Annotated in this window: 24 protein-coding genes; 9 read left to right on the forward strand and 15 right to left on the reverse strand. The window is 50.7% G+C overall.

What is annotated here, in order from left to right:
• Nucleotides 1-43: 43 nt before the first annotated feature.
• On the reverse strand, nt 44-595 hold the full coding sequence (locus tag DFR42_RS09825; protein ID WP_146218815.1) for a hypothetical protein: 552 nt from the start codon (nt 593-595) through the stop codon (nt 44-46).
• Nucleotides 596-794: 199 nt separating this feature from the next.
• On the opposite strand from DFR42_RS09825, the gene DFR42_RS09830 reads away from it, so the two are divergent.
• The gene (locus DFR42_RS09830; RefSeq protein WP_110254769.1) at nt 795-2,312 is read left to right on the forward strand and encodes a sigma-54-dependent transcriptional regulator; all 1,518 of its coding nucleotides are present in this window, start codon (nt 795-797) and stop codon (nt 2,310-2,312) included.
• Between the two features lie 182 nt (nt 2,313-2,494).
• Here DFR42_RS09830 and DFR42_RS29135 read toward each other — a convergent pair whose 3' ends face one another.
• The 8 genes from DFR42_RS29135 to DFR42_RS29170 form a co-directional block, all read right to left on the reverse strand.
• On the reverse strand, nt 2,495-2,638 hold the full coding sequence (locus DFR42_RS29135; protein ID WP_170133469.1) for a hypothetical protein: 144 nt from the start codon (nt 2,636-2,638) through the stop codon (nt 2,495-2,497).
• 79 nt (nt 2,639-2,717) lie between these two features.
• Nucleotides 2,718-2,867 carry a hypothetical protein gene (locus DFR42_RS29140; RefSeq protein WP_170133470.1) on the reverse strand — a complete coding sequence of 50 codons (150 nt, stop codon included), beginning with the start codon at nt 2,865-2,867 and terminating at the stop codon, nt 2,718-2,720.
• Nucleotides 2,868-2,958: 91 nt separating this feature from the next.
• Nucleotides 2,959-3,111 carry a hypothetical protein gene (locus tag DFR42_RS29145; RefSeq protein ID WP_170133471.1) on the reverse strand — a complete coding sequence of 51 codons (153 nt, stop codon included), beginning with the start codon at nt 3,109-3,111 and terminating at the stop codon, nt 2,959-2,961.
• Nucleotides 3,112-3,203: 92 nt separating this feature from the next.
• Complete coding sequence (locus DFR42_RS29150) at nt 3,204-3,347, reverse strand: hypothetical protein (RefSeq protein ID WP_170133472.1); 144 nt, start codon at nt 3,345-3,347, stop codon at nt 3,204-3,206.
• A 77-nt stretch (nt 3,348-3,424) separates the two neighbouring features.
• On the reverse strand, nt 3,425-3,568 hold the full coding sequence (locus DFR42_RS29155; protein ID WP_170133473.1) for a hypothetical protein: 144 nt from the start codon (nt 3,566-3,568) through the stop codon (nt 3,425-3,427).
• 73 nt (nt 3,569-3,641) lie between these two features.
• On the reverse strand, nt 3,642-3,809 hold the full coding sequence (locus tag DFR42_RS29160) for a hypothetical protein (protein ID WP_170133474.1): 168 nt from the start codon (nt 3,807-3,809) through the stop codon (nt 3,642-3,644).
• Nucleotides 3,810-3,891: 82 nt separating this feature from the next.
• Entirely contained in the window at nt 3,892-4,047 is a 156-nt protein-coding gene (locus DFR42_RS29165) for a hypothetical protein (protein ID WP_170133475.1), read from the reverse strand.
• An 81-nt stretch (nt 4,048-4,128) separates the two neighbouring features.
• Entirely contained in the window at nt 4,129-4,299 is a 171-nt protein-coding gene (locus tag DFR42_RS29170) for a hypothetical protein (protein WP_170133476.1), read from the reverse strand.
• Between the two features lie 242 nt (nt 4,300-4,541).
• Between DFR42_RS29170 and DFR42_RS09835 the strand changes: the two genes are divergently transcribed.
• Nucleotides 4,542-5,810, forward strand: coding sequence for an HlyD family secretion protein (locus DFR42_RS09835; RefSeq protein WP_110254770.1), 1,269 nt, complete (start codon nt 4,542-4,544; stop codon nt 5,808-5,810).
• Between the two features lie 47 nt (nt 5,811-5,857).
• A complete protein-coding gene (locus tag DFR42_RS09840) occupies nt 5,858-7,984 on the forward strand; it encodes a peptidase domain-containing ABC transporter (protein WP_110254771.1) in 2,127 nt (708 codons plus the stop codon).
• Nucleotides 7,985-8,126: 142 nt separating this feature from the next.
• Here the strand turns inward: DFR42_RS09840 and DFR42_RS29175 are convergent, their stop codons facing one another.
• From DFR42_RS29175 to DFR42_RS09850, 4 genes are all read right to left on the reverse strand, one after another.
• Entirely contained in the window at nt 8,127-8,285 is a 159-nt protein-coding gene (locus tag DFR42_RS29175) for a cytochrome c family protein (protein WP_170133477.1), read from the reverse strand.
• A gap of 116 nt (nt 8,286-8,401) precedes the next feature.
• Nucleotides 8,402-8,869: a hypothetical protein gene (locus tag DFR42_RS28980; protein WP_146218816.1), complete on the reverse strand. Its 468-nt coding sequence runs from the start codon at nt 8,867-8,869 to the stop codon at nt 8,402-8,404.
• Between the two features lie 128 nt (nt 8,870-8,997).
• On the reverse strand, nt 8,998-11,226 hold the full coding sequence (locus DFR42_RS09845; RefSeq protein WP_110254772.1) for a serine/threonine-protein kinase: 2,229 nt from the start codon (nt 11,224-11,226) through the stop codon (nt 8,998-9,000).
• 245 nt (nt 11,227-11,471) lie between these two features.
• On the reverse strand, nt 11,472-12,059 hold the full coding sequence (locus DFR42_RS09850) for an IMPACT family protein (protein WP_110254773.1): 588 nt from the start codon (nt 12,057-12,059) through the stop codon (nt 11,472-11,474).
• Nucleotides 12,060-12,227: 168 nt separating this feature from the next.
• Here DFR42_RS09850 and deoC point away from each other — a divergent pair, with 168 nt between their 5' ends.
• The 3 genes from deoC to deoD are packed head-to-tail and all read left to right on the forward strand — an operon-like array spanning nt 12,228 to nt 15,095.
• Complete coding sequence (gene deoC / locus DFR42_RS09855) at nt 12,228-13,028, forward strand: deoxyribose-phosphate aldolase (protein ID WP_211324225.1); 801 nt, start codon at nt 12,228-12,230, stop codon at nt 13,026-13,028.
• A gap of 1 nt (nt 13,029) precedes the next feature.
• Entirely contained in the window at nt 13,030-14,385 is a 1,356-nt protein-coding gene (deoA, locus tag DFR42_RS09860) for a thymidine phosphorylase (protein ID WP_110254774.1), read from the forward strand.
• Nucleotides 14,382-15,095 (forward strand): purine-nucleoside phosphorylase, encoded by a 714-nt coding sequence (deoD, locus tag DFR42_RS09865; RefSeq protein ID WP_110254775.1) that lies wholly within the window; start codon nt 14,382-14,384, stop codon nt 15,093-15,095. The genes deoA and deoD overlap by 4 nt, the downstream gene beginning before the upstream one ends.
• A gap of 12 nt (nt 15,096-15,107) precedes the next feature.
• Here the strand turns inward: deoD and DFR42_RS09870 are convergent, their stop codons facing one another.
• Nucleotides 15,108-15,521: a flagellar basal body-associated FliL family protein gene (locus tag DFR42_RS09870; protein WP_110254776.1), complete on the reverse strand. Its 414-nt coding sequence runs from the start codon at nt 15,519-15,521 to the stop codon at nt 15,108-15,110.
• Between the two features lie 200 nt (nt 15,522-15,721).
• Nucleotides 15,722-17,389, reverse strand: coding sequence for an energy-dependent translational throttle protein EttA (gene ettA, locus DFR42_RS09875; protein ID WP_110254777.1), 1,668 nt, complete (start codon nt 17,387-17,389; stop codon nt 15,722-15,724).
• A gap of 267 nt (nt 17,390-17,656) precedes the next feature.
• Between ettA and DFR42_RS09880 the strand changes: the two genes are divergently transcribed.
• From DFR42_RS09880 to DFR42_RS09890, 3 genes are all read left to right on the forward strand, one after another.
• Nucleotides 17,657-18,271: an OmpW/AlkL family protein gene (locus DFR42_RS09880; protein ID WP_110254778.1), complete on the forward strand. Its 615-nt coding sequence runs from the start codon at nt 17,657-17,659 to the stop codon at nt 18,269-18,271.
• Nucleotides 18,272-18,722: 451 nt separating this feature from the next.
• The gene (locus DFR42_RS09885; RefSeq protein WP_110254779.1) at nt 18,723-19,970 is read left to right on the forward strand and encodes an efflux RND transporter periplasmic adaptor subunit; all 1,248 of its coding nucleotides are present in this window, start codon (nt 18,723-18,725) and stop codon (nt 19,968-19,970) included.
• 37 nt (nt 19,971-20,007) lie between these two features.
• A complete protein-coding gene (locus DFR42_RS09890; RefSeq protein WP_110254780.1) occupies nt 20,008-20,670 on the forward strand; it encodes an ABC transporter ATP-binding protein in 663 nt (220 codons plus the stop codon).
• Nucleotides 20,671-20,672 lie beyond the last annotated feature (2 nt).

The following is a 20,672-nucleotide window of genomic DNA, read 5'->3' on the forward strand; positions in this document are numbered from 1 at the left end:
TAACTCCTGAAATACGGTTGGCATTCTTCAGTGCTCCAGATTTTTAAAAGGCAACGCGCTGCATCATCCCCATCTCCAGCAAATCTGCGGCGGTCTTGCCGGGTGATTTGACGGGTTTGCGGGCGGGTTTTTCTTTGGCAACTTCGACGACAGGTTCAGCCACAGCCCCGGCCACCAGTGCTGGCTGTTTTTCCTGCTTCATGCTGACCGTGGTAGACCAGGGCGTATCTTTCGATGCCCAGGTGGTGGCCCATAAGGCATACGGTACTTCCAGCACTGACGGCGCCGCTTCTGGCAAAGGGCGCAGGCGCATGTGGGTAGATGTGTGGACTGCCGCAAACCAGGCCACTTGCGGGTCTTGCTTGCGGCTGGCAGGAATTTTGGCGATGCTGCTGATCCGGACGCGGCCGCAAGACAATTTGGCGCTCTCCATATTTTTTTGTATCAGCACGCCACGGGTTTCATGGTAATACACGTCGTCTGTCAGCAAACGCATGGCTATATTGCGGGCCAGCCTGGCTTTCAGCGCCATTTTGCTGAGCAGCATGAACAACAGCAGATTGAGTACAGCAAGCAAGATTTGAGTGGTTGGCATGATTCTCTCCTTCAGTTGGCAAGCAGGTTCACTTGCGCTATGCATGTCTATTTGCAAAGCCCGTGCCAGCATCGTTTCCCTGGGGAGAAGAGGTTTTTTCGACCACAATTGACATGTAAAGCATACAAATTTACATTGGCGCTTTACACTGTCGCTTACATTCAAGTACTAGCTAATTACCAGCTTCACCGCCAACACAATGACCGATACCGACTACACCCTGACCTCACCCCTGGCCAAACTGGCTGACAATGCCTCGGCCTTGCTGGGCCTCACCATCATCTGGCATCCAGACAGCCAGCGCATAGGTGAGCAGTTCATGGCCAGCAACCCTGATGGCAAGGTTGAGATCAATCGCTTCTTGCCGCTGTTCCGTCACCCCGGCAAAGACGGCCTGCCGCTGGGCTATGGCGGCATCTCGCGTGACCCCGTTCGCATCAGCCGCGATGGCTATGACAACATCCTCATCACGCCACCGGCCAGCCGCATGGTGGTCGAGGTCAATGGGGAAGAGATCAATGCACCTGTAGCATTCAGCCGCGAGCAGTTGGAAGCAGGCATCATCCTCGGCCTGGGTCGCGCCATCATCATCTGCCTGCACTGGATGCGCTGCCTGCCCAAGCATAATCCTGCTCTTGGCTTCATCGGTGTAGGCAGCGCCGCCATCGTCGCCCGCGACCAGATACGCCAGGTCGCCGGGACTGAGCTGCCCGTCTTGCTGCTGGGTGAAACTGGAACTGGCAAAGAAATCGCCGCCCGCGCCATCCATGCCTATAGCAAGCGAGCCAGTGCAGAACTGGTCAGTGTCAACATGGCCGCTTTGAATGAAGCCCTGGCGGCGGCTGATTTATTTGGTGCCGTCAAAGGTGCCTACACAGGCGCACAAAATGCCCGCAAAGGCCTGTTTGCCGAGGCAGAAGGCGCAACACTCTTCCTTGATGAGATAGGCAATACCCCGGGCAGCATACAACCCATGCTCTTGCGCGTACTGGAGAGTGGTGATTACCGCCCGCTCGGTGCCCAGCAAGACCAAAAATCCAGCGCCCGCCTGATCGCCGCGACGGACCAGGATTTATACAGCGAAGGCTTCAACCAGGCCCTCTTGCGTCGCCTCGAAAGCTTCATCATCCACCTGCCACCATTACGCGCTCGCCGTGAAGATATAGGCGTCTTGCTGCTGCACCTGCTCAGCACCAGCAAACTGTCGAACGAAATAGGCAACAGCCTGCCAGTGGCACTGGTTAGCGAATTTGCCAATTACGACTGGCCAGGCAATATCCGCCAGTTGTCCCACGTCCTGCGCCGCGCCCTGCTGGCCCTGCAACTGGGTGAAGTACCACAACTCGCCAGCCTGGTCAAAACCACGCACAAAGCTCCATCCAGCGTGGCACAAGCCAGCATGGTCACAGACAGCAAATTTCCGCAGCCAGCCAGCCCCCGCAAAAAACTGGCCGAGCTCAGTGACGACGATGTTTTACGCGCGATGGAAAACAACGACTGGTATATACAGGGCGCAGCGCAAGAGCTTGGTGTCTCACGCCCTTCGATGTACAAGCTGCTCGACAACCACAGCCAGATACGCCGCGCGGAACAGATACCCGTAGAAGAAATTCGCCAGTCACTGGAAACCAGTGCTGGCGATGTAGAGGCTTGTGCTGCTTTATTGAAAACGCCTAGTGAGGCTTTGAGGCGGTATTTGAAGGTGGTAGGGGTTTAATTAACTAGAATCTGGATTGCTCTGGTTTCAAAAACGTCACTGAATCTGAACCGATAAATGAGTATTCAAATTGGCAGTTCAGTATGGGTGCTGTGGAAGTTTGTTGGGAACGAAATGGCAAGTCCCCAACAAACCGCTGGTGTCGTTATGAATGAAGACGGCAGCCCCCAGAATTAATAGCCTCAAGTACCTGATTCAACATCGACTTCAGGACCGCCTGCCACGCTCAAAACTTCACAGTCGGTCAAAGTACGCATTTCGCGCTCTTGAGCAGGCTGCGGCTGTTTGATTTCAACTTCAGATTTTTTAGATTCAATGTTTTTCATGGTGATCCTTAAGTAGTTTTCTGATTGCCGTAAATTTGATGGATTTGGAAATGGCATCTTTTAAATACAGCGTCTATTTTTACCCGCCTGTTTCAACATCCACTTCAGGTCCACCAGCGACGTTCAAAATTTCATCATCTGACAACACGTGGATTTCGGCTAGCTGTGCAGTTTGAACATCCAGGCTGTCCGATGCTGTTTCAGGGATTATGGTGGCAGTTTCTTTCATACCTACTCCTTCCAGAAATATTCTTGTTTCATTAGCTTGATGGAGCTTGGTTATCTGAACTCTATCTGCAGTCGATTATTCAGCTTCAGCCTCAACCGCCTCCCACTTCGATATCTACTTCAGGTCCACCAGCGACGCTCAGAATTTCTTCATCTTTCAACACGCGGATTTCGGTTTGCGGTGTCGTTTGAACACCCAGGCTGCCTGATGCTGTTTCAGGGATTGTGATACCAGTTTTTTTCATATCAACACTTTCTATGAATATTCTTTTTCAATTCGCTTGATGGAGTTCGGTTAACTGAACTGCATTGCACAGTCGATTATTCAGCTACAACTTCAGCCTGCACCTGATTCAACATCCACTTCCGGTCCACCAGCCACGCTCAGGATTTCGTTTTCGCTCAGAACGCGCATATCTGACTCATAAGCGGGTTGTTGCTTAATTTCAATTTCAGATACATTCAATTCGATCTTTTCCATGGGTTTCCTTAACTGGTTGAATGATTACCAAAAATCTTTTGGATTAGACGGCGATGTGTTTTACTGGTCTGATTTGATTAACCGCCACTTCCAACGTCACATTCAGGGCCACCAGCAACACTCAAAACTTCATAGTCTGTCAAATCACGCATTTCGCACTCTTGAACAGGCTGTGATTGTTTGATTTCAACTTCAGTTGTTTTCTGTTCAGTGTTTTTCATGGGTTTTCTTAAATAGTTGATCGCTTATCAGAAATTTCATGGATTTAGATACAGGTTTTACATACAAATTATTTCAGCCTCCACCAGATTCGACGTCAACTTCGGGTCCGCCAGCCACGCTCAATACTTCGCTTTCGCTCAAAACGCGCATTTCATTTAGCGCATCTGATAGACGCGAATGATCTTGCACATCTGACAGGTTGGGTCCAGCCTGAGTGAGTTTGTTCAAGGTATTTTTCATATATTCTTTCGAGAAAACGTCTATTGATATGCGTTGATTGATGTTTGAAGCTCACTGTATAGCATTAATGGCGCTTGGTTGATTAACCGCCACCACCTGATTCAACATCCACTTCTGGCCCGCCAGCCACACTCAGCATTTCGCTTTCAGTCAACACACGCATTTCGCTTTGCTGATTTGATGAATCTTGATCAGTCTCTATAGTGGACTGCATCAATAGGGTATTTGTGTTTTTCACGTTTGTTCTTTCTATAGTCAATAATTGACAGGCATTATTGGGCTTGTAAATCAAAAGCTTTCGTTACCAGGACTTGAATGTCTAACCGCCACCTGTTTCGACATGTACTTCAGGCCCACCCGCTACACTCGATACTTCTTCATCAGACAGAGTACGCATGCCATCGATGATTTTTTTATCTGGTAGATTCGCAGAGATGAGGTTTGATTCGTCGCCATGCGAAAGCAATGTTTCGCCAGGGATATGATGCATACTTCCTCCAATATAGTGAGAGAATTCCGCTTGCAACCGCACATGTCGTGTTTGATGCACACGAAGGTTTGCCTGGATAAAGATATAGTCAAAGAATGTTAATTGCAAGTGCATGCACACATTTTTTATTTGATGATCTTTGCGGTATATTGTCAGACTTACTTTGTCGATACGGCGAGAGTGAGAGAAAAAATATGCTTGGCTACGATAACTAAATCCCGCAACTTAATGAAACCTTACGCATGAGCAAGCTGTTCCGCAAAGAAGCGCTCGATCATCAGTCACAGCGTTATCATGGCGCGATCTTGTTGACCCGTACCTGGTCTTATCCTGTGCTCAGTTTGTTCCTGTTCAGCCTGATTGTATTGATCGTTCTCTTTTCCCTGTTCTTTGGTTTCACCCGCAAAGAAACCGTCAGCGGCATGGTGGTGCCGGACCAGGGCTTGTACAGGCTGGCGACACCTCAGTCAGGTATCGTGTCCATCATTCATGTCAAAGAAGGGCAAGAGGTGCAGGCGGGGGACGCCTTGTTCACTCTCTCTGGTGAGCGCAATAATGGCAGCACAGATACCCAGGCTTCCATCAAGCAAAGCTTGCAGGCGCGCATTGCGCAATACCATCAAGAGCTGGATCAATTACAGCAGCAAACAAAAAACAGGCGGCTGGACATGGATGGTCGCCACGCCAAACTGCAAGCCAGTTTGCAACACCTGGAGAATGAACTGGTACTGCAACGCCGCCGTGTGCAGCTGGTACGTGAAAATGCGAATCGCCTGGCGGATTTGGGCAAGACAGGTAATGTCTCCAAAGCGGCAATCAATGAAAAAGCAGCCGACCTCATAGAACAAGAATCACGTCTGGCTAGCATAGAGCTTGAGCAACTGGCCTTGCAGCGTGAAGTTGCCACGCTGGCCGCCAGCAAGCTGGACCTGCCTTTACAGGCCGAGCGCGATGCCTCACAACTCAAGCGTAATATTGAAGAACTGCGGCAACAAGTGACAGAAAGCGAAGCCAGGCGGCAACTGGTGATACGTGCAGACCAGGCGGGCCGGGTTGCTGGCATCGTCGTCAACCGTGGCCAGTCTGTGTTCGCAGATCAGCGCCTGGCCAATCTCTTGCCTGCGGGCAGCAAGCTGGAAGTGGAATTGTACGCACCCACGCGCGCTGCCGGTTTTGTCCATCCAGGTACCGAGGTCATGCTGCGTTACGATGCTTTCCCTTACCAAAAATTTGGCCAGTTTCGCGGCGTCGTCAAAGAAGTTTCCGTTGCCACCATTGCTCTCGATGATGTACAGGTGGGTATCAATAATTCAGTCCGCCAGGTCGCTTCTGCAGGTGGCGGTGAACCTGTGTATCGCCTGCGTGTTGAACTCGACAGTGCGCAGGTCAAAGCCTTTGGCCGCAACTATCAACTCAAACCTGGTATGCAACTGGCGGCAACGCTGGTGCTGGAACACCGCACCCTGGCCCAATGGGTGCTCGAGCCTTTATATGGCATGGCCAGCCAGTGATGAAAACAGGGCTTCTGCAAAATTGCTCAGCAAAGAAAGTTTTTTGAATGGATAGACTAGGATTACGTCGCCAACTCCCCGTATTTTTGCAGACAGAGGCCACAGAATGCGGTCTCTGTAGCGTTGCCATGGTGGCCAATTATCACGGTTACCTGACTGACCTGGCCACGCTCAGGCTGCGTTTTTCTATCTCACGCAAGGGCGCAACCCTGCAAAGCCTGATCAGGATAGCCCGTGGCCTGAAGCTGGAAAGTCGCCCGCTCAAGCTGGAAATGAACCATCTGTTGCAACTGCAATTGCCGTGCATCCTGCATTGGGACATGGACCATTTTGTGGTGCTCAAATCCGTATCGGCAAAAGAAGTGGTGATCCATGATCCGGCCATAGGCTTGCGCCGCTTTAGCCTGGATGAATTTTCCAAACATTTTACCGGCGTGGCGCTGGAACTTAGCCCTGCCAGCGACTTCACACCTGCGACCAATAAACTGCAATTCACCCTGCGCAGCCTGATGGGGCGCATCACGGGTTTGAAGCGTGGCTTGAGTCAGATTTTCTTGCTGGCACTGGCGCTGGAATTTGTTTCTATCGCCCTGCCTTTTTATTTGCAGTGGGTAGTCGATCATGCCCTGGTTTCGATAGACCGTGATTTGTTAAGCACTCTGGCACTGGGTTTTGGTTTACTGGTATTGATACAGGCAGCAATCAGCGCTGTGCGCAGCTGGTTTGTGGTGGCGCTCAGTACCCGGCTCAATTTCCAGTGGATGAGCAATGTGTTTGCGCATCTTGTCAAACTGCCGCTGGAGTTTTTTGAAAAAAGACATATCGGCAATATCCTTTCGCGCTTTGGTTCTATCACCACCATACAAAAAACATTGACGACAGGTTTTGTGCAAGCCCTGGTCGATGGTGTCATGGTCATAGGCACTTTCAGCATGATGCTGTTTTACAGCCGCAGCTTGGCCTTGGTGGCGACGGTTGCAGTTGTGCTGTATGCCCTGATGCGCTGGAGCGTGTACACCGCCTTGCGCACAGCCACGGCCGAGCAGATTATCCATGCCGCCAAGCAGACCACACATTTTCTGGAGACCGCCAGCGGCATACAAAGCGTGCGCCTGTTTGGCAAAGGTGAACAAAGACGTGCTGGCTGGCTCAATATTCTGGCAGAACAATTCAATGCAGACCTGCGCATACAGCGCATACGTGTCAGTTACGAAACTGCACAAACCCTGTTGTTTGGTCTGGAGAGAGTCATCATCGTCTGGCTGGCGTCCCGTGCTGTCATGGATAATACTTTTACTGTGGGCATGTTGCTGGCCTTTATCGCCTACCGTGACCAGTTCTCTGCGCGTCTGGCTGCCCTGATAGACAAAGTCATTGAGTTCATGATGCTGAGCCTGCATGGTGAAAGAGTAGCCGACATCGTCATGGCAGAAACTGAACTGACAAGCCAGGATCATGATCATGAACTCGATATGAGCAAGGTCAAACCCAGCATACAACTACGCGATGTGTCTTTCCGCTATTCACCGACTGAACCCAATGTAATTGAAAACATCAATCTCAGCGTGGCGGCGGGTGAATGCATTGCCATTACCGGTGTTTCCGGTTGCGGCAAGACTACGCTGGTCAAGGTCATGCTGGGCTTGCTCACACCCACGCAAGGCGAGGTTTTGCTGGATGGCGTACCCATCAAACGCCTGGGCTTAAGCAATTACCGCGACATGATAGGCACCGTCATGCAGGAAGACCGCATGTTCTCTGGCTCTATCGCAGACAATATCTGTTTCTTTGACCCGCTGCCAGACTGGGAACGCATACACCACTGCGCCCAACTGGCAGCAGTACATGATGAAATCACCGCCATGCCCATGGGCTATTACACCATCACAGGCGACAGCGGCATAGGCATCAGCGGCGGGCAAAAGCAGAGAATACTACTGGCCCGCGCCCTCTACCGCCAGCCCCGCATACTTGTGCTGGACGAAGCCACCAGCCAGCTTGACGTCGCAAACGAACGTAGTGTGAATGCCACCGTGACTGAGCTGGGCCTGACCCGCATTATCGTCGCGCACAGGCCGGAGACAATAGCGATGGCGGACAGGGTGGTGGTGATTAAGGCGGGGAGGTTGGCGGATGAGTTCTTAAAAGACGGCTCTAATGATCAAATTAAATGACGGATGATACTCAAAGGTTTTTAAAGTAAAACATAGCCAAATTTGATTTAGCTATGTTTTTTAGTATTGCGTTGTGACACTGATAACTTAAAAGGCAGAGATGCTTATTTTGAAAATGGCACCTCTTCCTTTATGCGAATTTTCAGCCCCCACCTGTGCCTGTTTCAATATCAACCTCAGGACCACCTGCAACAGCAAAAATTTCTTCGCTTGTCAATGCACGCATATCTTGTTCGTTTTGTGCTTTGGGGTCAATTTTTTTTTGTGATGTCGTTGCATTTGATGTAATCGGATTTTTCATGTTATTTCCTTTAATGAAGAATTCTCAATATATGAATTTCGAACAATGCGGTAATATCTTTGATATTTTGCAGTTACAAAGATACGCACTGCCGATTTGATACTTGCGCGAAAAAATTAGCCGCCACCGCCACCTACTTCAACATCTACTTCAGGATCTGGCAGGTAGAAAAATTCAGAACTGACTATATCGCCTGCAGCATTTTTGAAATCGGCTGAAAATGAGATAGTAAAGCCCCAAAATCCAATACTGTCCGCAGTCATTGTCATTGTTACGCCATCAACTGGGCATGCCGTTACGGATGTACCAACTACGTTGGGCTGACCATTGGGTTGCGCACCTTTACAAATGGCGATAAAAGCGCTGGCAGTAACCGTTACGGTGTCTTGTGGGTTGGTTGGTGTACCCGAAAAAGCAAAAGTAACTGTATCGCCAACGCAGAGAAAGCGATGGCTTGTTGTGGTACTTATAGGTGGAGGCGGCGAGAATTTTCCTGTTGCTGAAACTGTAGCCCGACTTTGTGGGTTGCCTTGATTAAAGTAGGTCGTGAAGATGTAATTTACTGGTGGGGCTGGATCACTCATATTTAAACTCTCAATTGATTAAACTAAACAAATAAGCATGCATATTTATGCTTGCCGCCTCAATAATCATGTACTAAAGATTAAAGAACTCTAAAATCCGTAATTTGACCAGCAAAAATCGTTCCAGATTAATATTTGGATTCGCTAACCGCTTTCGTATACCGGGGGTCGCGCCTTAAGTTGAGCAAGTCCGGCTCAGTTTCTAAGGCTTTGATTGAATAGCCGTACTCAATCGCTTTGACTAATTCGACAATTGCATCATTCCTCTGACCAAGTAGTTCGTTAGCTAAGCCTGAGCGAAAATGAACATTAGCGTCTTTGGGACCTAACTTAAGGGCACGTTGCAAATATTCACTTGCATTCTCTTTGTCACCGACACGCGCCGAATATAGGCCATATCGCGACAGTAATGCCATATCATTTGGCGATTTTTGTATTCGTGGAAGAAGCAATTCACGTGCTTTTTCGTAAGCTTTTTTTGCCTCGGTTTCACGACCAGGTATCCAAAGTAAGGTATCACCTAAATTAGCCCAACCTAGATATTTTGCTGGATTTCCTTTGTCCGGTGAAACTGCTAATTCAAAAGCTTCTGCGGCAGTGACAAAATCCTTTTTCTTAAATAGAGCATTTCCTAAATTAGAATATAAAAGAGCACTTGGTCGAATTAGCAATCCTTGTTGAAGAACTTGCATTCCTTCATCATCACGGTTTTGTTTTACCAGTGCATTGTTTAGATTTGCATAAGCAAATACAGAGTCAGGTTGTATTTTTATGCTTAGTCTAAAGAATTGTTCAGCTTCTGCAAATTTACCTTGCTCAAAATAGTCAACACCTATTTCTTCAGCGAACAGCCTCTCTTGTGGAAATTTTTCGAGCCCTATGGACGCGTATTTGATCGCATCGCCAAAACGCTTCATTTTTCTGAGTACATTGACTCGGCCATAAATTGCAAAAATATTATCTGGGTCAAACGACAATGCTTTTTCGTAAGTATTTAGTGCCAATTCGTTTTTCCCCGCCTGTGTTTGCACACGAGCAATTGCGATATGGCTTAGTGCCAATTTATCATTTAGCTTTAGAGCTTGTTGGGCACTAGCTTCAGCTTTTTGTAACAAAACTTCGTCTTGTCTGTCACTGTCGTAACGATATGTGTAAATAATGGATAGACCTGCTACAGCTCCCGCATGTTCGGGATTCCGTTTCAATATTGCTTCAAAATTCGTTTCTGCCAAATCAAGACTACTAGGTCTGTCAAATTGTTTTAGAGCCTCCAACCCTTGCTTCATAGCCAATGATTCCGAAAACGGTTTCAACGACATCTTACCCAGTTCAAGGTAAGGCACAGCCTGCCAGGTACCGTAACCCAGTACGATTAAAACAGCCGAGATCAATATGGCGCGTGTGGGTGTGCTGAGTTTTTTCCAGCCTTTGCTTGAGTCTGTTGATTTGCTGGTCGTCACCACCGTTTTGACGGCCATCACACTAACCAAAGGCCGCAGTTCCTCATTCACTTCCTGCATACCTCCCAAACGCTTTTCAACCTGCTTCGCTGTCATCGCCAGCACCAGCTTGATCAGTTCTGGCTTGCATCCTGCCGGGAATTCCCAGGTGTCTGAATTCGATTGCATCAGGGCTGCGGCCAGGGCAAGGCCGCTGGCGTTGGCGAAGGGGCGTTGGCCGGTCAGGGTTTCGTAGAGGATGATGCCGAGCGCATAGATGTCGCTCTGGACACTGGCCGGGTTGCCCATCATGCGTTCCGGTGCCATATAGGCTATCGTGCCTTGCGGGTCGAGCTGGCTCATGGATGTGGTGGCCTGAGCATCGGTTTGTGATGCCAGGCCGAAGTCGAGTATGCGCACTTTGCCGTCGGGTTGCACCATCAGGTTCGATGGTTTCAGGTCGCCATGGATGAGGCCGCTGGCGTGGGCTTCCTGCATTGCTTCAGCGACCTGGCTGATGATGTTGATGGCTTGTTGTTCTGGCAGCGGCTGCTGGGGATGTTGTTGCAGCAATTGCTTGAGGGTCAGGCCGGGCACCAGTTCCATGACGATGGACTGGCTATTGTCTTCTTCTTCAATCGCAAATATCTTGACGAAGGCGGGGTGTTTCAATGATGCAGTCAGGCGGGCTTCCTTGAGCAGGCTGGTAGTCTGGATTGTGCTTCCCGGGCCCTCTGTGCCCGCTATGGCTTTGAGCTGTTTGATGGCGACAGGGCGGCAGAGTTTGCTGTCCCAGGCTTCATGGACTTGCCCAAAGCCACCTTCACCCAGACGTTTTTTGAATTCGTAATGTCTGAGGCTGACGCTTTCTTCATTCAAATCAGTAATGCCGCTGCTAGCCAGATTGGTATTTTGCATTTGTTTCTTGCATGGTTATTATTTTTGATGCCGCACTTACTACCTGCAGCTATCTATCCACGCGAGATAGCTGCCAGTCGTAACAAGATGTAACGGCAATAATACAGCGAACTTTATTACAAAACTATGTACTCAGAGTGACAAGTAGGCCTATTTTATATGTAAATGACATGTTAATTGACAGTAATTTACATGTAAAAAGCTGCTACGTCCAAATGGGCGTGAGAGCGGGAAGATGAAGGCTTTTAGTCAGGTTTGATGATGCTGACTTGTCCTTTTAGCATTTCTATCAATTCGGCTTCAAAGCTGCTGGCGATTTTTTGCTTGAGGCTGATGCTGATGGTGGCCGACTCGGTATAGGCCAGCTCGGTGACGCTGGCGGCAAACTTGTCGCACAGGCGGCGTACATGGGATTCATCGGCATAGGCGCAGACTATATCCCATTCAAACATATATTCAACTTCTGTCAGTTCTGCGACCTTGAATGCGTCCGAGATGGCCTGGCCATAGGCGCGTGTCAGGCCGCCTGCACCGAGCTTGGTGCCACCCCAGTAGCGCACGACCACGGCCAGCACATTGGTCACATCCTTGTGTACCAGCACGTTGTACATGGGTTTGGCGGCGGTGCCGGACGGTTCGCCATCATCATCCAGGCCAGAGTCGCCAGTGCAGATCAGCGCCCAGCAGACATGGACGGCATCCGGGTGCTGTGCCCGTATCTGTGCCAGTTGCTGGCGTGCTTCGGCGCGGCTGTTGAGCGGGTATAGCTGGCCCAGGAAACGGCTTTTCTTGATTTCTATTTCGGCAAAAGCAGGGGCAGCGAGCTGGAACATAAGGTACTGGATTGAGCAAAGTCGCTATTTTGGCGGCTAATTGGGCCGGGGTATACATAAACTGTATCGTCAATATGTGGCGCATGGCCCTGATGTCTGATGTATATCAAGCATGCGGTTCTGCAAGCGCCTTATCTTTTAGCTTTGGCAACCCCACGGAGCAAGCACATGTCTTCCACAACAGATACCGCCTTGATGCAGGCAGCCAGCCGCGCCTTGCGTCTGATGGATCTGACCAGCCTGAACGAGGATGACACCAGGGAGAAGATCACGGCCTTGTGCAATGCCGCCAGTAGTGCCCAGGGGCAGGTGGCGGCGGTGTGTATTTATCCGCGCTTTATCCCGCATGCAAAAAAGATGTTAATTGAATTTGGCACACCCAATATCAGGGTGGCAACCGTGGTCAATTTCCCGCACGGTGAGGCAGATGTGGCGATAGCCGTGGCTGAAACCCGTGCTGCGCTGGCCTATGGTGCCGACGAGGTGGACCTGGTGTTCCCCTATGTCGCACTGATGGCGGGAGACACCAGCACTGGGGCAGAAATGGTCAGGGCCTGCAAAACAGCCTGCGGTGACAAGCTGTTGAAGGTGATCATAGAAAGCGGTGAACTGAAGACCGCAGCCCTGATACGCACAGCCAGCCTGATTGCCATCGGGGCCGGGGCAGACTTTATCAAGACCTCGACAGGCAAGGTAGCCGTGAATGCCACGCTGGCAGCAGCGGAGGTCATGTTGACGGTGATAAAGGAAACCGGAGGCTATTGCGGTTTCAAGGCGGCTGGCGGGGTAAAAACGGTGGAAGAGGCTGCTGCCTATCTGGCGCTGGCGGATGGATTGCTGGGCAGTGACTGGCTCACGCCAGAACACTTTCGCTTTGGTGCCTCCAGCCTGTTGAGCAATTTGCAGGCTTGCCTTGGTGATGCTCATCAACACAATAAACAGAATCAGCAGATAGCGGCGGGATATTGAGATGCTGCTGGCACAAGAACTGATACGCAAGAAGCGTGCAGGCCAGGCGCTGGATCAGCAAGAGATCGCAGCCCTGGTCAGCGGCATGGTGGATGGCAGTATCACAGACGCGCAACTGGGGGCGTTTTGCATGGCAACCTGCTTCCAGGGCATGACAGCGGCAGAGGGCGCTGCTTTGACGCTGGCCATGCGCGATTCTGGCAAAGTCTTGTGCTGGGATGAGATGGATTTACTTGGCCCAGTAGTAGACAAGCATTCTACTGGCGGCGTTGGTGATCTGGTATCCCTGGTGCTGGCACCCATGGTGGCGGCTTGCGGTGGCATAGTGCCCATGATAAGCGGGCGCGGCCTGGGTCATACGGGTGGGACACAGGACAAGCTGGAAGCCATACCCGGTTATTGTACGACGCCTGATCTGGCGCATTTTCGTCGCGTGGTAAAAGAGTGCGGCATGGCCATCATAGGCCAGACTGCTGATCTGGCACCGGCTGACAAGCGTTTGTATGCGATACGCGATGTAACGGCGACAGTAGATAGTCTGCCTTTGATTACCGCATCCATCCTGTCCAAGAAATTTGCAGCAGGGCTGGACGCACTGGTCATGGATATCAAATGCGGCAATGGCGCGCAGACCCCGGAACTGGCGCAGGCACAGGCTTTGGCAAAGAATCTCATAGACACGGCCAATGCAGCGGGCCTGGCATGTTCTGCCCTGATGACCGATATGAGCCAGCCACTGGCACCCAGCGTTGGCAATGCTCTTGAAATACATGAAGCATTGCGCTACCTGCGCACGGATAGCTGCCCGCAGCGCCTGCACCGGACGGTACTGGCACTGGGAGCAGAGATGTTATTGCTGGCTGGCCTGGCAAACAATCCACTGCAAGCGCAGGTGTACCTGCTGGATGCCCTGCATAGTGGCAAGGCGGCGCTGGTGTTTGAGAAGTCTTGCGCAGCCCTTGGTGGCCCGGCAGATTTGCTGGATAAATTTGATCATTACCTGCCACGCGCCAGCTTGCGACAGGCCGTCTTTGCTCCTGCCGGTGTATACCTCAGCAAGATGGATACCCGGGCCTTAGGTTTGCTGGGCTTGCAACTGAGTAGCGGCCACAGAGGCAAGCCGGATGCCAGCACAGGCCTCAGCCAACTGGCAGAGCTGGGCCAGTTCATGGACAGCGATACTCCACTGGCCATCATCCATGCTAACGACGCTGATAGTCTGGCACTGGCCAGTAAAAACCTGCTGGCAGCATGCACATTTACCGAAACAGCCACGCCACGACCACCGCAATTATTGCAGAACATGCGCGGCAGTTTGCACCTGCCTGCATCAGCCTTTTCTATAGAAACAGTATGACTACTCCCCACATCAATGCCGCGCCAGGTGATTTTGCCGACATCGTCCTCATGCCCGGTGACCCCTTGCGGGCCAAGATGATTGCCGACCACTGGCTCAGTGATGCCTTATTGGTCAATACCGTGCGCAATATGCTGGGCTATACCGGCTGGTATCGCGACCAGAAAATCTCTGTGCTGGCTCATGGCATGGGCATACCTTCGATCAGCATTTATGCGACTGAATTGATATGCAATTACGGTGTGAAAAAACTTATCAGGCTGGGGTCCTGCGGCGCTGTGCGCGGCGACATGCAACTGGGGGATGTACTCATCGCCATGGGCGCAAGCACCGATAGCAAGGTCAACCGCATGCGTTTCATGGACCATGATTTTGCGGCGATTGCCGACTATCCCCTGCTGGCCAGGGCCGTGGAAACAGCCGCATATCTGCACAAGCCTGTCAGGGTGGGGAATGTGTTTTCCAGTGACTTGTTTTACAGCGTACAGCCACAGCTCTTCGATCTCATGGAAAAAATGCAGATACTGGCCGTGGAAATGGAACTGGCAGGCCTGTATTCAGTCGCTGCTGGACATGGCGTGCAAGCCCTGGGTTTGCTGACAGTGGCAGATAAGCTGCGCACAGGCGCAAGCATGACGTCAGAACAAAGGCAAAACAGCTTTAGCGATATGGTGGAAATTGCGCTGGAAAGCTGTTGTAATCAGAGCTGAAACAAATGGGTTTTACTGGATAACGAAGTTTTCAAAGAACACGTCTGTGACACCGTCGCGCTCTTTCAGGTCCAGCGTCTTGTTGACGCCATTCTTGATTTCTTCCATTAACTGATGCTTGCCATCCAGGCTCTGCAATTGGTCGCCATCCTTGCTGCTGAGTAGCAGGATCAGGGTATGCCTGACCTTGGGCATGAACATCTTTATCTTGTCGTTGACTTCTGCATTGGCAATTTGCAAGGCCATGCTGAGTTGCAGATAGCGCTCTGTGCTGGAAAGGTTGACTACAAAAGCTTCCAGTTTGGCTGTCGCTGCGCCTGCGCTGGCAGAGGAACTGGCTTCTTTGGAATTAGCCAGCACCAGACCGGATTGCAGACTCAGGGCCAGGCAAAGCAGGATAGGAGATAAATGTTTTTTCAGCATCATATTTTGTCTTTGCTCATGTTTGCTCAAGAAAAACCTATATTTTTCAGTAGCTTACCGCATTGCAACAAAACACACTGTTAAACAAACTAAACCAACTAAACCAATATGCCCAGTATGTTGTATTTTGCATATGCCTGTCGACCTATAACAGGCATATGCAATACTCATACCGGGCAGGCGGGGGTATTTACTTTGCCAAATTACACAGTCAAAGGCTTGTAACGGATACGTTTTGGTTTGGCACCTTCTTCACCCAGACGTTTTTTCTTGTCGGCTTCATATTCCTGATAGTTGCCATCAAAGAAGCTGACTTGGGAGTTGCCTTCGAACGCTAGGATATGGGTGGCGATACGATCGAGGAACCAGCGGTCATGGGAAATAACCATGACGCTGCCGGCAAATTCCAGCAAGGCATCTTCCAGCGCACGCAGGGTTTCCACGTCCAGATCATTTGAGGGTTCATCCAGCAGCAAGACATTGCCGCCTTGAAGCAGGGTTTTCGCCAGATGCAAACGGCCACGCTCACCACCAGACAGGTTGCCGACGATCTTTTGCTGGTCACCGCCCTTGAAGTTGAAGCGTCCCAGATAAGCGCGGGATGGCATTTCAAAACGGCCTACCGTCAGGATGTCGGCACCGTTTGCCACGTCTTCAAACACGGTCTTGGTATTGCCAAGGTCTTCACGTGACTGGTCAACCAGTGAGATTTTTGCTGTCTGGCCCAGTACAACTTCACCACTGTCCGGTGTTTCCAGGCCCTTGATCATCTTGAACAAAGTCGATTTACCAGCACCGTTAGGGCCGATGATACCGACGATGGCACCAGGAGGAATCTTGAAGCTCAGGTTGTCAATCAGCAGGCGGTCACCAAAGGCTTTGCTGACGTTCTTGAATTCGATGACTTCATTACCCAGGCGCTCGGCCACAGGGATAAAAATCTCCTGGGTTTCATTACGCTTCTGGTATTCATGCTCGCTCATTTCATTGAAACGGGCCAGACGCGCCTTGCTCTTGGCCTGACGCGCTTTCGGATTCTGGCGTGACCATTCCAGTTCTTTTTGCAGCGCTTTCTGGCGCGCAGATTCTGTCGCTTCTTCTTGCTTCAGGCGTGCTTGTTTCTGGTCCAGCCATGAAGAGTAATTGCCTTTCCAAGGGATACCATGGCCACGATCCAGTTCCAAAATCCACTCAGCCGCATTGTCGAGGAAGTAGCGGTCATGGGTAATCGCCACGACTGTGCCAGGGAAGCGCAACAGGAATTGCTCCAGCCAGTCGACCGATTCAGCATCCAGATGGTTGGTCGGTTCGTCAAGCAAGAGCATATCTGGTTTGGACAGCAACAACTTGCACAGGGCGACACGGCGTTTTTCACCACCGGACAAGACGCCTATCTTGGCATCCCATGGCGGCAGGCGCAGCGCATCGGCAGCCATTTCCAGTTGCAGTTCTACATTGTCGCCTGCGGAAGTAGAAATAATCGCTTCCAGACGCGCCTGCTCATTGGCCAGGGCATCAAAGTCAGCATTTTCTTCAGCATAGGCTGCATACACTTCTTCAAGTTTTGCCTTGGCTTCAAACACTTCACCCAAGGCAGATTCAACGGCCTGGCGCACGGTTTGTTCCGGGTCAAGTTGCGGTTCTTGCGGCAGGTAACCAATGTTCAGGTTAGGCATGGGCACGGCTTCGCCCTGTATGTCTTTGTCTATGCCTGCCATGATTTTGAGCAGGGAAGACTTGCCTGAACCATTCAGACCCAGCACGCCTATCTTGGCGCCAGGGAAGAAGGACAGGGAAATATCTTTCAGAATTTGACGCTTTGGCGGGACGATTTTGCCGACGCGATTCATGGTGTAGACGTAATTGGCCATTTTTCTTGATTTTTCATAGGGAATAAGAATGCCTGCAAGGATACCTCAAGCAGGCGTCTGCCGTCATATTTTGCCTGATTTTATATCTGCGCAGCATAGCTATGCTTGTCCCCCGGTTTGTTCTTGTACTGTCCGTGCAAGCTGGAATGGCATGCAGAAATCAGATTTTGTGCCCCGCAACAAGAGTTGAGCTAGCTCAAGTCCCTGTCGCTAGTGTGGATTTACACTTTCTTCATCCCTGTTGACTGTTAAGAAAAGGAAATAAAAATGAAAAAGCTTGTAATCGCACTCTCCCTGGCAGCTATTGGTTTCACTGCAACCCAGGCAATGGCTCAAGAACAGAGCCCATGGCAAGTGCGTGCCCGTGTCGTTAATATCAGCCCTGCAAACGGCTCTGACCCTGTGGGTGGCGTTGGCGCTGCCGACCGCATCACCGTCAGCAGCAAGGAAATCCCTGAGGTCGATATCACGTATTTCTTCACACCAAACTGGTCGGCTGAACTGATACTGACTTACCCGCAAAAGCATGATGTCATGCTCGATGGTGCCATCATCGGTACATTCAAGCATTTGCCACCGACACTGACAGCGCAATATCATTTCGCCCCTGGCTCACAGATCAGCCCTTATGTTGGCGCTGGTGTCAATTACACCCGCATTTCTGATGTGAACCTGCTCAAAGGTGCAGGCGGTCTGGAGAGCAATAGCTACGGTCTGGCGATACAGGCTGGCATAGATTTCAAACTCGATAAAAACTGGTCGCTGAACCTGGATGTCAAAAAAGTGCAGATACGCAGCGATGTGACGATCAGTGGTGCTAAAGTCAGTGCCGTGAAAGTTGATCCTTGGCTGGTAGGTGTCGGCGTCGGCTATCGCTTCTAATCGGACATACGAAAAACCGCCCCAACTGCGTTGTAGCTCCTAGCCGTGCTAAAGCACTGTCTGCGTCGCTACGGTGTAGTCGGGGTTTCGAACAGCATGCTGTTCGCCGACGAAACGAGCCTCCCTTGCAAGGGAGGCTTCTTAAAAGCGATAGCCTTGCTGGGACGGCTTTGCGTAAGTCCTGAGTCCTAAGCTTAAAAAGAATAAGCGTCTTATTTCCCCTTCCTGCCTGGAGGGGGATTTTTTATTTGGGCGAAAGATTTTCCTTAGCATCGCTGTGCTAATTCGCACACCAGCGTTCGACGACGAACGGATTACCCCTGCTTTTTATTTTAAATTCCTCTCTTTAAAATATATAAGTATTTGATTTTAAATAATTAAATATAATTCATAGACGTAGGCACGATGCTTGCAAACCTGATCTGGCAATTGACTCATTTCAGGTTATGCCATGGATCAGGCTCTCAGCCACGACACACTCAAGAAACGCAGGCGCAAGACTATCTTGCTGCTTGCCGTTGCCGCTATTTCTGTCACGGGTGCGGCGTGGGCTGTGAACCGGCTTGTCAGCCCCGGCGTCAGCCTGGGTGAGATACGTGTGGGGGAGGTCCGTGTTGGTGCCATCGACAATACCATCAATGCTTCCGGCGTCGTGGTCCCTGTCCATGAAGAGCAATTGTCCAGTCCCAATCAGTCGCGCATCAGCAAAGTCATCGCCAAAGCGGGCCAGACTGTGCGTGCAGGTGAACTGTTGATGGTGCTGGATGACCACACCATACGCTTGGCCATCGATAATTTGCGTGAACAGATTTCCCAGCAAGATATCAAGGGGCAGGTGCTGGCCATGGAAATGGACGCAAACCTGAAAAAAATTGCCAGTGAAATTGAATTGCTGGAACTGGATTTGCAGAGCAATAAAGTCAAGCTCGCACGTTATCAAAAACTGGGGCCGGTAGGCATTACTTCCGCAGTTGATTTGCAGGCAGCAGAGCTGGCTGTCAAACGCAATGAAGTGCAACTGCGCCAGCATAAAGAAACCCTAACCGATACCCGTCGCACCACACAAAGCAATATCGAGGCAGGACGACTGCAAAAATCCATCTTCCAGAAACAGATGGAATTGCAGCAAAGGCTGCTGGAACAAACCCAGGTCAAGGCACCTTTTGATGGTTTGCTGACCTGGATGCTGGCCGATGAAGGGGCCAGCCTGAACACAGGGCAACTGATTGCCAAGGTATCTGAACTGAATAACTTCAAGGTCGAAGCATCAGTGTCAGATTTTTACGCGCGCTACCTTAATCCCGGCCAGAAAGTGCGGGTTGAATGCAGTGGTCAAATCATGGCAGGTGAAGTGCAAACCGTCTTGCCCGAAATCCAGAATGGCACGGTGAAACTGATCGTCGTCCTGGATAAATCAAACCACCCTTCACTCAGGCACAAGCTCAGGGTGGAAGTGAATATCATCACCGAGCAAAAAGCACGCAGTCTTATCGTTGACAGCGGCCCTGCCATTAATGGCAAGGGACGGCAGGAAGTGTATGTGCTGGAAGATGGCAGGGCAATCAAGCGCAGTGTGGAAATAGGCCTGGGTGATAGCAAGGTGGTAGAAGTTTTGCAGGGCGTCAAGGCAGGTGACAGGCTGGTGATTTCAGATATCAGCCATCTTAAGCATTTAAGCAGTTTCAGGGTAACTCAGTAAGCCTTAAAAATAAAAATTGAATAAAAAGGGAAACATCATGATCAAGCTGGAAAACGTCAGCAAAACCTACCAGACAGATAAAGTCGAAACCCTGGCTTTGCGTGATATTAATTTGCATGTAAAAAAGGGAGAATTTGTTTCCATCATGGGCCCTAGTGGTTGTGGAAAAAGTACGCTGTTGAATTTGATCGGCCTGCTCGACAGACCGGGCAAGGGCAAGATCGCTGTTGATGGGAATGAATTGAAAGTCTGGCGCGACAAGGAGTTGGCCAGTTTGCGCAACCGCACTTTTGGTTTTATCTTTCAAAGCTTCCACCTGATCAATGACTTGCGCGTCATCGACAATGTCGAGCTGCCCCTGTTGTATCGCTCCTGTAGTGCCAAAGAACGTCGCCGCCTCGCTGAAGAAGCTCTGGCTAAAGTCGGACTCTCTGCGCGCATGGACCATTATCCCAATCAATTGTCAGGTGGTCAGCAGCAAAGGGTGGCGATTGCGCGTGCCATGGTGGGCCGCCCCAGTGTCTTGCTGGCCGATGAACCTACCGGCAATCTCGATAGCCAGATGGGCGCCGAAGTCATGGACATCCTGCTCAAGCTCAGTCATGAAGGCACGACTGTCGTCATGGTCACCCATGATGAGCGCCAGGCCAAACAGGGTGGCCGCATAGTGCGGGTATTTGACGGCCAACTGGTTGCTTAGGA

It is taken from the genome of Undibacterium pigrum (genome assembly GCF_003201815.1).
Taxonomy (GTDB): Bacteria; Pseudomonadota; Gammaproteobacteria; order Burkholderiales; family Burkholderiaceae_D; genus Undibacterium; species Undibacterium pigrum.